We start from the raw sequence: 12,326 nt of genomic DNA on the forward strand, positions 1-12,326 counted from the left end.
GGCGGGCGCGCCTGCGGTGTTCGCGATCAGCCGACAGGTGTCGGCGCGGCCACCGGGCGCCTGCCGTAGGCGAGCCGGCGCAGCAGCGCCTCGGCGGGGCCTCGCTTGCCCCGCAGGTCGAGCAGCAGTGCGACCACCGCGGTGACGAGCCAGACGCCGACCGCGAGGCCGGCAGCGGTCAGCGGCGTCATCGTCGCCCCGAGGCCGAAGCCCCAAGCCGCCAGCACCGGCGCGAACAGCACCGACTGCAGCAGGTAGCTCGTGAGCGAGCGCTTGCCGACGGCGCTGACGGCGCGGGTGACGATGCCATGCGGTCGTCGCTCGCCGCGGCGGCCGATCGCGGCGCCGATGAGGCCGAACAGCGCGGCGTAGCCGATGCCGCCGGCGACGCCCGCGAGCCCCGTGATGCCCATGGTGGCGAAGGAGACTGCCGGGTCGAGCAGCACGCCCGCGAACTGCAGCGCCGCGACCGCGCCGCCGGCCCAGCCGATCAGGATGCCGCCGACGGCGATGCGCGTCAGCAGCGCCCGGTGCTCCTGCGGTCGGTCGAGCAGGCCCCGGCGCGCTGCCAGCAGGCCGAGCACCACGGCGAGCGGCACGGTCAGCATGATGACCTGCCCGGGGGTCGCGAGGAGCCAGGTGCCGAAGCTCGCGGCCATGAACAGCAGGTAGTTCGATTCGGCGGCCACCGCCGGAATGTCGGAGGTGGCGAACAGCGAGGCATCCCCGAAGGCTCCGGAGCCCAGCAGCAGGCCGCTGACGAGCGTCAGCACGCCTGCCACGGCCAGCAGGCCGGTGACGATCCACGCGACGACGACGAGCGTGCGGTCGGAGCGCCGCAGCAGGGCGCCGACGACGATGAGCCCGACGAGCCCGTAGGCGCCGACGATGTCGCCGAACCAGAGCAGCAACGCGTGCACCGCACCGAACGCGACCATCCAGCCGTGCCTGATCTGCAGCACGCGGCGGGCATCCCGCCAGGGCGTGCCCGCTGCGGCCTGCCTGCTGTACATCTGCCAGATGCCGTAGCCGAACAGGAACGCGAACAGCGGGTAGGCGCGGCCATCGATGACGACCAGCGAGACGAGCTGGTAGATGAGGTCGGCGCCTTCGTACCCGATCCCGTGCGCGTTCGTCGCACCGTGCTCGGCGGCGGTGAGCCACCACGGAACGTTCGCGAGGGCGATCAGCAGCAGCATGATGCCGCGCGCGAGATCGGGCGCGAGGCTGCGGCCCCTCGCCGCGGTCGCCGCGGCGGCCAGGTCGACCTCTGGCAGCGGTTGCCGCGGCGCCGATTGCCACGGCGCGGCCTGCCCCGGCTGCCACGGTGCCTGCGCCGGCTGCTGCGATGACCCCGCGGGCATGGGCTGCGCCGCTCGGCCCTGCTCGAACTGCCCCGGGAAGGACGGCTGCGGAATCGGCGGCTGGGGCTGGCTCACCCGATCGACGCTAGCGGCGACCCGTCTACGCTGGCTGGATGCCCGGTGCCCTCCCGCTCGACGAGCTCGCCGGCTGGTACCGGGCGCACGCCCGCGATCTGCCGTGGCGCCGGCCCGAGTTCGACGCCTGGGGCACGCTCGTGAGCGAGATCATGCTGCAGCAGACGCAGGCCGCTCGGGTCGCGATCGAGATCGACCGCTGGCTGGCGCGCTGGCCCACGCCCGCCGACCTCGCCGACGCGCCCACCCACGAGGTGCTGCGGCAGTGGGGCACGCTCGGCTACCCGCGGCGCGCGCTGCGGCTGCAGGACACAGCGCGCGCGATCGTCGAGCGGCACGGTGGCGAGGTGCCGAGGGACGTGGATGCGCTGCTCGCGCTGCCGGGCGTCGGCGACTACACGGCGCGGGCCGTCGCCGTCTTCCACTACGGCGACCGCCACCCGGTCGTCGACACGAACGTGCGACGGGTCGTCGCCCGCGCGATGCACGGGCAGGGCGAGGCAGGTCCCGCGCGGCGACGCGACCTGGCCGACGTCGAGGCCCTGCTGCCTGTGGACGACCAGGACGCATCCGTCATCTCCATCGCGCTCATGGAGCTCGGCGCGCTCGTCTGCACCGCCCGCGCACCGACGTGCGAGGCATGCCCGATCGCCGACGCCTGCGCCTGGCGCGCGGCCGGCTACCCGCCCTACCAAGGCAAGCGAGCACCGCGGCAGGCGAGCTTCGCCGGCAGCGACCGGCAGGTGCGCGGCACGGTGCTGCGGGCGCTGCGCGGCATCGACGTGCCGCTGACCGAGGCGGAGGCGGCGCAGCTGTGGCCCGATGGCGAGCAGCTCGAGCGTGCGCTCGCCTCCCTGGCAATCGACGGGCTGATCGTGCGGGCGGACGGCAGCGTGCGCCTCCCCGACTGAGATCTCAACGTGTGAGGTGCTGGCTCGGCGCAGGGGGTGCGCCGAAGGCGCACCCAGCACGTTGAGAATCCGCGGGGCATAGGTTGGTGCGCATGCCGGCACGACACCAGCGACTGACCGAGACCACCGACGAGCTCGAGGCGGCGCTCGCCGCCATCAGGGCCGAGCTCGAGCTGACGAGCGAGTTCCCGTCGGAGGCACAGGCGGAGGCCGGGGCCTTCGCGGCCGACCCGCAGCTGCCGGAGGCCGACCAGACCGGCATCGAGTTCGTCACCATCGACCCGCCCGGCGCCACCGACCTCGACCAGGCGCTCCACATCGAGCGCGACGGCGAAGGCTTCGTGGTGCGCTACGCGATCGCCGACGTGCCCGCCTTCGTCGCCCCCGGCGGCGCGATCGACGCCGAGGCGCGGCGGCGCGGCCAGACGATGTACGCGCCCGACGGCCGCGTGCCGCTGCACCCGCCGGTCGTCAGCGAGGGCGCAGCGAGCCTGCTCGCCGGCCAGGAGCGCGGCGCCTACGTGTGGACGATGCACCTGGATGCGTCGGGCGACGTCACCGAGACGACCCTGGAGCGCGCACGGGTGCGCTCGCGCGAGCAGCTCACCTACGCGCAGGCGCAGGAGCGGGTCGAGGCGGGCGACGCGATGCTGGGCCTGCTCGAGACGGTGGGCGAGCTGCGCATCGCGCTCGAGGAGGCGCGCGAGGGAGCGAGCCTCGACATGCCGGAGGAGGAGATCGCGCGCGAGGGCGACAGCTTCTTCATCGAGCGGCGTGTGCTGCTGCCGGTGGAGCGCTGGAACGCGCAGATCTCGCTCATGACCGGCATGGAGGCGGCGAACCTGCAGCTGCGGGCGAAGCGCGGCATCCTGCGCACCATGCCGCGGCCGCCGAAGGGCGACGTCAACCGCTTCCGCAAGGAGGTGCGCGCGATCGGCGAGGAGTGGGCGGAGGACGAGCACTACGGCGCGTTCCTGCGGCGGCTCGATCGTGCGAAGCCGACCACGCTCGCGATCCTGCAGGCGGCCAGGCGGCTCTTCCGCGGCGCCGGCTATGACGTGCTGCACGACGGCTCTGAGGCGTCGCGGCTCGAGCAGGCGGCGATCGGGGCGCCCTACGCGCACACCACCGCGCCGCTGCGCCGACTCGTCGACCGCTACGTGCTCGCGCACTGCGAGGCGATCGCGAACGGGCGCGAGATCCCGCAGTGGGCGGCCGAGGGGCTGACGGGGCTGCCGGAGATCATGCAGCGCTCGAGCCAGCTCGCCGGCACGCTCGAGCGCGAGTCGATCGACGCGGTCGAGATCGCGGTGCTGCGCGACCGCATCGGCCACGAGTTCGACGCCGTGGTGGTCGAGGCCCGCAAGGAGGGCGCCACGATCCAGCTCATCGACCCGCCCACGGAGGCGAAGTGTGAGACGGATGCGGAGCCCGGCTCGCGCATCCGGGTGCGGCTCACCGAGGCCGACCTGGGAACGCGGCGGCTGCGCTTCGCCCAGGCCTGAGAGTCAGCGGCAGAGCTCGACGTCGTCGGCCGGCAGTGCGAGCGCCGCTCGCACGTGCTGGTCGAGCGATGCGCGCTGTGCGAGATCCGGTCGGGGCACGGCACGAGCGGCTGCGGTCGATGACGCACCAGCGACCGCCAGCACCCAGCTGAGCTCACGGGACAGTGCTTCGTCGACCTGCCAGACCGCTTCCGCGCCGGCGGGCCACTCGTGCTGCTCGGAGACCGTGATGCCTCGATTCGAGAGCACCTCCGCGCGCGCTCGCGCGGCCTCGAATACGGCGTCATGGTCGTCCGAGGTGAGCGCCGCCCCCACATCGCCGTCGGTCTGCAGCACCCGGCAGATCGCGTCGCGGTACGCCGCGGCCGCCTGCGTCGGGGTGAGCTCGATGAGGCTGTCGTCCTGCATGGCGCAGCCGCCGAGCACGACCGACAGTGCGATCGCCCCAGCGGCTGCGCGGCGCATCAGGCCTCGTCGCGCTCTTCGTCCTCGTGCGGCTTGCGGTACGGGTCGGCGTCGCCGGCGTACTTCGCTGACGCAGCCGCGTCGTGGGCGGCCTTGTCGCGCATCCGCGCCTCGTCGAGCAGGTGCTCGATCGACGCGGCGTTCTCGGGCAGCGCGTCGAGGAAGAACTCGATCGCCGGCGTCAGCCGCAGCGAGAGCCCCTTGCCGATCTCGCGCCGCACCACGCCCTTGGCGCTCGCCAGGGCGATCGCCGTGTCGGCCCGCTCCTCGTCGCTGCCGTAGACGGTGTAGAAGATCGACGCGTGCTGCAGATCGCCGGTGACCCGGACATCCGTGATCGTCACGAAGCCGAGCCGCGGGTCCTTCACCTCGCGCTCGAGGGCGCGCACGGTGATCTCGCGGATGCGGTCGGCGATCTTCCTCGCCCTGGGGTTCTCCTTCATGACTTCCTCCAGTCTCGAGACGGATGTGGGGCGACCGAGGCCGCCCCACATTCACCTGCTCATTCTGGCAATCACGCGATCAGACGCGCGGCTTCTCCACCATCTCGGTGGTCTCGATCTCGTCGCCGATCTGCAGATCGTTGAACTTGCCGAGGCCGATACCGCACTCGTAGTCCGTCTTCACCTCGGTGACGTCGTCCTTGAAGCGGCGCAGCGACTCGATGGCCAGGCCATCGGCCAGCACGACGCCGTCGCGGATGACACGGGCCTTCGCGTTGCGGGTGATCGTGCCGGAGCGGACGATCGAGCCGGCGATGTTGCCGAACTTCGACGAGCGGAAGACCTCGCGGATCTCCGCCACACCCGACTTGACCTCCTCGTACTCGGGCTTGAGCATGCCCTTGAGCGAGTTCTCGATGTCTTCGATCGCCGCGTAGATGACGTTGTAGAACCGCACGTCGACGCCCTCACGGGCGGCGCGCTCACGGGCCTTCGGGTCGGGGCGGACGTTGAAGCCGATGATCACGGCGTTGTCGACCGTCGCGAGGTTCACGTCGGACTCGGTGACGCCACCGACACCGCGGTGGATGATCCGCAGGTCGACGCTGTCATCGATCTCGATCTTCAGCAGCGACTCCTCGAGCGCCTCGACGGCACCCGAGACGTCACCCTTGATGATGAGGTTGAGCGTCTCGACCTTGCCCTGCTCGAGCTGGGTCGAGAAGTCCTCGAGCGTCAGACGCTTGCGGGCCTTCGCCAGCTGCGCGTTGCGCTCGACGGCCTCACGCTTCTCAGCGATCTGGCGCGCCGTGCGGTCCTCCTCCGTGGAGATGAACGTGTCACCTGCACGGGGGACGCGCGAGAGGCCCTGCACCTGCACGGGCATCGAGGGGTACGCCTCCTGCACCAGCTCACCGCGGTCGTCGACCATCGCACGGACGCGGCCGTAGGCCGTTCCCGCCACGATGGCGTCGCCGACGCGCAGCGTTCCGGACTGGATGAGCACGGTCGCGACCGAGCCGCGGCCCTTGTCGAGGCGTGCCTCGATGGCGACGCCGCGCGCCTCCTTGTTCGGGTTCGCACGCAGGTCGAGACCGGCGTCCGCCGTCAGCAGCACCGCCTCGAGCAGCTCGTCGATGCCGGTGCGGGCCAGCGCCGAGACGTCGACGAACATCGTGTCGCCGCCGTACTCCTCTGCAACCAGGCCGTACTCGGTGAGCTGCTGGCGCACCTTGGCCGGGTTGGCCTCGGGCTTGTCGACCTTGTTGACCGCGACCACGATCGGCACGCCTGCGGCCTGCGCGTGGTTCAGCGCCTCGACCGTCTGCGGCATGATGCCGTCGTCGGCCGCGACCACCAGGATCGCGATGTCGGTGACCTGCGCACCGCGGGCACGCATGGCGGTGAACGCCTCGTGACCCGGGGTGTCGATGAAGGTGACCGAGCGGTCCTCGCCCTCGTGCTCCTGCCAGACCTGGTAGGCGCCGATGTGCTGCGTGATGCCGCCGGCCTCGCCCTCGATGACGTTCTCGTTGCGGATCGCGTCGAGCAGGCGGGTCTTTCCGTGGTCGACGTGACCCATGACGGTGACCACCGGCGAGCGGTACTCCAGGTCTTCGTCCGACTCGTCCTCGAGCTCCTGCTCGAGATCGATGTCGAAGCCCTCCAGGAGCTCCTTGTCCTCGTCCTCGGGGCTGACGATCTGGATGCGGTAGCCCAGCTCCTCGCCGAGGATCTGGAAGGTCGACTCGTCGAGCGACTCCGTCGCCGTCGCCATCTCACCGAGGTGGAACAGCACCGTCACGAGGTCGGCGGGGCTTGCATCGATCTTCTCGGCGAAGTCGGCGATCGAGGCGCCGCGGCGCATGCGGACGACGGTCGTGCCGTCGCCGCGGCGGATCTTGACGCCGCCGACCGACGGAGCCTCCCGCATCTCGAACTCGAGCCGCTTCGTGCGCTTCGACTTGCGCGACTTGCCCTTGGCGCCGCCCTTGCCGAACGCACCAGCCGTGCCACCGCGACCACGACCGCCGCCGCGACCCGCGAAGGCGGGACCGCCGCGACCGGGAGCGCCACGGCTGGGCGCGCCCTGGCCGGGACGCTGGAAGCCACCGGGGCCGCCGGCGCCGCCGCCGGGACGCCCGGCACCCGCGCCGCGGGGAGAGCCGGGGCGGGGCGAGCCTGGACGCGGTGCGCCGGGGCGGGGCGCACCGGGGCGCGGCGCCGCCGGGCGCGCAGCGCCCTGCTTGCTGGTGAACGGGTTGTTGCCGCCGCGCGGACGGCCCATGCCCTGGCTGGAGGCGAACGGATTGTTGCCGGGCCGCGGCGCGCCGGGGCGCGCCATCGGGCGCGGGATGGCGTTGGGCGTCGGGCCGGATGCGGCGTCGCCGGCGGGCGCATCGCCCTCGGGCTTCGGCGCGGCGGCCTGAGCGGGCTGCTCAGCGGCGGGGGCGGCTGCAGCCGGGGCAGCCGCAGCTGCCGGGGCCGGGGCGGCCTTCGGCGCAGGCGCCGGGGCATCTGCCTTGGGTGCCGGAGCGGGCTTGCTCGCGGCGGGGGTCTTCGCGGAGGCCTTCGCCGCTGCCGGTGCGGCAGCAGCGGACTTCTTCTCGGCTGCGGCGCCAGCGGCGCCATCGGCCTCGAGCGCAGCCTTGAGCTTGCGAGCGACCGGGGGCGCGACCGCCGAGGCGGGTCCCTTGACGAACTCGCCCATCTCCTTGAGCTTGGCCATGGCGACCTTGCTCTCGACGCCGACTTCGGCGGCGATCTCGTGAACGCGTGGGTTTGCCACTTCTCTCCTGTCCTGGTCCGCCCAGGACAGGGCGGACGTCAATAGCTGACGGGTCTCATTTCGAGCTGCTCATCAGTTGTCCATGTGGGTTTCGTTCCTTCGGTCGGGGCTCAGGCGAGCCCGTCCTGTGCCCATCGGGCGATGGGCGAGGTATCCAGGTGCCGCTGGCGCAGGGCCCGCGGGATCGCACGCAGTGCGCGTTCCGCGCACTGCTGCGTCGGATGCACCCACGCGCCCCTGCCGGGAAGTCGTCGATCGTGATCGACGACCGCCTCGTCGCCCTGCGCAGCGATCCGCACCAGGAGTGCGGGTTCGGAGCGCGCGCGACAGCCAAGGCACGTACGGATGGAGTTCAGCATAACAGGCGACACGCCCGGCCGGCTGAGCTCAGTCCTCCATCACCGAGTCGGGCTGGATGTCGATCTTCGCGCCGGTCAGCTTCGCGGCCAGCCGGGCGTTCTGCCCCTCGCGGCCGATCGCGAGCGAGAGCTGGAAGTCGGGCACCAGCGCACGGACGGCCCGGGTCTTCTCATCCAGCATGAACGCATCCGACACCCGTGCCGGGCTGAGTGCGCTGGCGACAAAGGCTGGCAGGTCCTCGGAGAAGTCGACGATGTCGACTTTCTCCTCCCCCAACTCGGCCTGCACGGCGCGCACGCGCGCGCCCATCTCGCCGATGCACGCGCCCTTGGCGTTGATGCCCGGCTGCGTCGCGCGCACGGCGATCTTCGAGCGATGGCCGGCCTCGCGGGCGATCGCCACGATCTCGACGGCGCCGGAGGCGATCTCGGGGACCTCGAGCGCGAACAGCCGGCGCACGAGCGAGGGGTGGGTGCGGCTGACGGTCACCTGCGGCCCGCGCTGGCCGCGCTCGACCTTGGTGATGTAGACGCGCATCCGCTTGCCATGGGCGTACGTCTCGCCCGGCGCCTGCTCCTCGGGGGGCAGCAGCGCCTCCATGTCGTCGCCGAGCTTGACCTGCACCATGCGCGGGTTGGTGCCCTGCTGCACGACGCCGGCGATGATGTCGCCCTCGCGATCCTTGTAGGCGCCCAGCACGGTCTCGTCACTCTTGTCGCGCAGCGCCTGGAAGATGACCTGCTTGGCGGCGGTGGCGGCGATGCGGCTGAAGTCGTCGGTGGTCGCGACCGACTCGCCGATGCGGTTGCCGTCCTCGTCGAGCTCGGGCTCGTACAGCGTCACCTCGCCCGTCTTGCGGTCGATCTCGACGCGCGGCTGCGGCGCTGCGGGGTCGGGCTTCTCGCCCGAGCGCACGTGCGCCTGCAGGATGGCCTGCTCGGTGATGCGGATCAGGTCGTCCTGGGAGATCTCCCGCTCGCGCTCGACGGTCTTCAGCACGTTCAGATCGATCTTCACTTGTGGGCTCCTTGTTCCTGCGGTCCGTTCGGCAACGAATGCCGACCGGTCAGTCTACAGGCACGGCGGGGCCAGCGGGGCAGAGCCGCATGCTCACATCGCGGCCCGAGCCGGGACTGAGCCAGGCCATAGGTCTAGGGTGACTGCTCGTGGACGCGTTCAACGATCTGATCCTGACGGCCGGCGACTTCTGGTGGACCTGGATCGTGCTGCCGATCCTCGCGGCATTGGGCATCTACTTCACCGTGCGCAGCGGCGTCGTGCAGCTGCGGCTGCTGCCCGCGATGTTCACGGTGCTCGGCGACAAGACGCCGAAGGCGCGCGACGGCAGCGCGCAGTCGGTCTCCTCGTTCCAGGCGTTCACGATCTCGGCCGCCAGCCGCGTCGGCGTCGGCAACATCGCCGGCGTCGCCACCGCGATCGCCATCGGCGGTCCCGGAGCGGTATTCTGGATGTGGACGATGGCCTTCGTCGGCGGCGCCTCCTCCTTCATCGAGTCGACGCTCGCGCAGCTCTACAAGCACCGCTACAGCGACGGCTTCCGCGGCGGCCCCGCGTACTACATGCAGCGCGGCCTCGGGAAGCGCTGGATGGGCGTGCTCTTCGCGGTCATCCTGATCGCCGTCTTCCCCTTCGCCTTCTCGTCGCTGCAGGCCAACACGATCGTCGCGACGGTCAGCTCGACCGTGGGCACGGACGCCCCCTGGCTCGCCTGGACGCTCGGCATCGCGGTGGCGATACTGACCGCCCTGATCATCTTCGGCGGCGTGCGCCGCATCGCGAAGGTCACCGAGTCGCTCGTGCCCGCGATGGCGCTGCTGTACCTGATCCTCGGCATCATGATCGTGGCGATGAACATCACCGAGGTGCCGCGGGTGCTCGGCGAGATCTACGCCGGCGCCTTCGGGTTCCAGCAGGTCGCCGGCGGCGCGATCGGCACGATCCTCATGCAGGGCGTCAAGCGCGGCATGTTCTCGAACGAGGCCGGGCTCGGCTCTGCGCCGAACGCCGGCGCCTCGGCCGCCGTCACGCACCCCGCGAAGCAGGGCCTCGTGCAGACCCTGGGCGTCTACTTCGACACGTTCCTGGTCTGCTCGATCACCGCGTTCATCATCCTCGTCTCGACGCCGGACCTCACCGGCGCCGAGGGCGGCATCGGCCTCACCTTCGATGCGCTCACCGGCCAGCTCGGCGACTGGGCGGGCATCGCGCTGTCGGTGATCGTGTTCCTGCTGGCGTTCTCGTCGATCATCGGCAACTACTACTACGGCGAGTCGAACATCGAGTTCATCACCGAGCGGCCGTGGGTGCTGACGGCCTACCGCGTGCTGGCGGTCATCGCCGTCGTCGGCGGCTCCGTGATCGCGACGGCGACCATCTGGAACACCGCCGACCTCCTGATGGGCCTGATGGCGATCGTCAACCTGGTCGCGATCGGCCTGCTCTCGGGCGTCGCGTTCAAGGTGCTGAAGAACTACGACGAGCAGCGCCGCGCCGGCAGGGACCCGGTCTTCACCCGCGACATGCTGCCCGAGGTGCGCGGCATCGAGGTGTGGGAGGACGAGCAGACCGTCACCGGCCAGTGGGAGGTCGTCGACCCCGAGGCCGAGGCAGAGGCAGAGCGCCTGCGCTAGCGCCCCAGCGCCGCCTGGAGCTCGCCGATCTCCACCTTCTGCCGCTCCCCCGTCGCGCGGTCCCAGACCTCGACGGAGCCCTCGACGGCGTCGCGGCCGACGATCACGATCTGCGGCACGCCGATGAGCTCGGCGTCGCCGAACTTCACACCCGGCGAGACCTTCGGGCGGTCGTCGAAGAGCACCTCGAGCCCGCGGGCCTCGAGCTCGGCGACCACCGTCTCGGCGACGCCGAAGATGGCCTGGTCGCGGCCCGTGGCGACCACGTGCACGTCGAACGGCGCGACCTCGCGCGGCCAGATGAGCCCCTTGTCATCGCGCGCGATCTCGGCGATGGCGGCGAGGTTGCGGGTCACGCCGATGCCGTAGGAGCCCATCGTGACGGTGACGAGCTTGCCGTTCTCGTCGAGCACCTTGAGGCCGAGCGCGTCGGCGAACTTGCGGCCGAGCTGGAAGACGTGGCCCACCTCCATGCCGCGTTCGAGCGTGACCGGTCCGGAGCCGTCGGGAGCGGGGTCGCCGGCGCGCACGTCGGCGGCCTCGACCCATCCGTCACCGACGAAGTCGCGGCCCGCGACCAGCCCGAAGACGTGCTTGCCGGGCTCGTTCGCGCCGGTGATCCAGCTCGTGCCGTCGACGATGCGCTTGTCGAGCAGGTAGCGGATGCCCGTGGCGGCCTTCTCCCCCAGCACGGCGCCCGAGGCCGACCACGGGCCGATGTAGCCCTTCACGAGGCCCGGGTTGGCCGCGAAGTCGTCCTCGTCGGCTGCGGTGACCTCGGCCGGCTGGAACGCGACCTCCACGCGCTTCTCGTCGACCCCGCGGTCACCGGGGAGGCCGATGACGACGAGCTCGCGGCTGCCGTCGGGGTGCGTGAGGCGCAGCACGACGTTCTTGAGCGTGTCGGCGGCCGTCCATTCGCGGCCGTCCTCGCGGGGGAAGCGCGCATTGGCGTCGGCCACGAGCGTCTCGATCGTGGGGGTGTCGGGCGTCTCCCGCACCACCGCATCCGCCTGGCCCTCGATCGCGATGGGCTCGGGCACGACGGTCTGGAACTTCTCGACGTTGGCCGCGTAGCCGCCCGCCGTGCGCACAATGGTGTCCTCGCCGACGGCCGTCGGGTGCATGAACTCCTCAGACTTCGAGCCGCCCATCGCGCCGGCATCCGCGTCGACGATGACGTAGTCGAGCCCGAGGCGCTGGAAGATGCGCTCGTAGGCGTCGCGCTGCACCCGGTAGGAGGCGTCGAGCCCGGCATCGGACACGTCGAAGGAGTAGGCGTCCTTCATCGTGAACTCGCGAGCGCGCAGCAGGCCGGCGCGCGGGCGGGCCTCGTCGCGGTACTTGTCCTGGATCTGGAAGATCGTCAGCGGCAGGGACTTGTAGCTCGAGACCAGATCCTGCACGAGCAGCGTGAAGACCTCTTCGTGCGTGGGCGCGAGCAGGTGGTCGGCCCCCTTGCGGTCCTGCAGCGTGAAGATGCCGTCGCCGTACTCCGTCCAGCGGCCGCTGCGCTCGTACGGCTCGCGCGGCAGCAGGCCGGGGAAGAGCACCTCCTGGGCGCCCACGGCCTCCATCTCCTCCCGCACGATGCGCTCGATGTTGCGGCGCACGCGCAGGCCGAGCGGCAGCCACGAGTAGAGGCCGGCGCCGGCGCGGCGGATGTAGCCGGCGCGCAGCAGCAGCCGGTGGCTGGCGACCTCGGCCTCGGCCGGGTCCTCGCGGAGCGTGGTGAAGAAGAGCTGGGAGAGGCGGATCACCCTT

The 12,326-nt window shown here is 71.5% G+C and carries 10 protein-coding genes; 3 read left to right on the forward strand and 7 right to left on the reverse strand.

Translation table 11 applies throughout. The annotated features are described in order from the left end of the window. Positions 1-26: 26 nt before the first annotated feature. On the reverse strand, positions 27-1,439 hold the full coding sequence (locus tag BM288_RS00730; RefSeq protein WP_318255252.1) for a DUF418 domain-containing protein: 1,413 nt from the start codon (positions 1,437-1,439) through the stop codon (positions 27-29). Between the two features lie 38 nt (positions 1,440-1,477). Between BM288_RS00730 and BM288_RS00735 the strand changes: the two genes are divergently transcribed. Next, a complete protein-coding gene (locus BM288_RS00735; RefSeq protein WP_092914918.1) occupies positions 1,478-2,350 on the forward strand; it encodes an HhH-GPD family protein in 873 nt (290 codons plus the stop codon). 92 nt (positions 2,351-2,442) lie between these two features. Then, the gene (locus BM288_RS00740) at positions 2,443-3,855 is read left to right on the forward strand and encodes an RNB domain-containing ribonuclease (protein ID WP_092914920.1); all 1,413 of its coding nucleotides are present in this window, start codon (positions 2,443-2,445) and stop codon (positions 3,853-3,855) included. A gap of 3 nt (positions 3,856-3,858) precedes the next feature. On the opposite strand, the gene BM288_RS00745 is transcribed toward BM288_RS00740, so the two are convergent. The 5 genes from BM288_RS00745 to nusA form a co-directional block, all read right to left on the reverse strand. Continuing rightward, a complete protein-coding gene (locus BM288_RS00745; protein ID WP_092914922.1) occupies positions 3,859-4,320 on the reverse strand; it encodes a hypothetical protein in 462 nt (153 codons plus the stop codon). After that, positions 4,320-4,763 carry a 30S ribosome-binding factor RbfA gene (gene rbfA, locus BM288_RS00750; RefSeq protein WP_092914924.1) on the reverse strand — a complete coding sequence of 148 codons (444 nt, stop codon included), beginning with the start codon at positions 4,761-4,763 and terminating at the stop codon, positions 4,320-4,322. The genes BM288_RS00745 and rbfA overlap by 1 nt, the downstream gene beginning before the upstream one ends. Before the next feature lie 79 nt (positions 4,764-4,842). Continuing rightward, the gene (gene infB, locus BM288_RS00755) at positions 4,843-7,551 is read right to left on the reverse strand and encodes a translation initiation factor IF-2 (protein WP_092914926.1); all 2,709 of its coding nucleotides are present in this window, start codon (positions 7,549-7,551) and stop codon (positions 4,843-4,845) included. Positions 7,552-7,661: 110 nt separating this feature from the next. Beyond that, positions 7,662-7,910: a YlxR family protein gene (locus BM288_RS14715; protein WP_092914927.1), complete on the reverse strand. Its 249-nt coding sequence runs from the start codon at positions 7,908-7,910 to the stop codon at positions 7,662-7,664. Positions 7,911-7,938: 28 nt separating this feature from the next. Then, complete coding sequence (gene nusA, locus BM288_RS00765) at positions 7,939-8,928, reverse strand: transcription termination factor NusA (RefSeq protein WP_092914929.1); 990 nt, start codon at positions 8,926-8,928, stop codon at positions 7,939-7,941. Between the two features lie 149 nt (positions 8,929-9,077). Here nusA and BM288_RS00770 point away from each other — a divergent pair, with 149 nt between their 5' ends. Continuing rightward, a complete protein-coding gene (locus tag BM288_RS00770; RefSeq protein ID WP_092914931.1) occupies positions 9,078-10,562 on the forward strand; it encodes an alanine/glycine:cation symporter family protein in 1,485 nt (494 codons plus the stop codon). Here the strand turns inward: BM288_RS00770 and BM288_RS00775 are convergent. Continuing rightward, positions 10,559-12,322, reverse strand: a complete 1,764-nt coding sequence (locus BM288_RS00775; RefSeq protein WP_092914933.1) for a proline--tRNA ligase — start codon at positions 12,320-12,322, stop codon at positions 10,559-10,561. The two genes, BM288_RS00770 and BM288_RS00775, sit on opposite strands and share 4 nt — an antisense overlap. Positions 12,323-12,326: the final 4 nt, after the last annotated feature.

Origin of the sequence: Agrococcus baldri (assembly GCA_900114805.1) — a bacterium.
Classification (GTDB): domain Bacteria; phylum Actinomycetota; class Actinomycetes; order Actinomycetales; family Microbacteriaceae; genus Agrococcus; species Agrococcus baldri.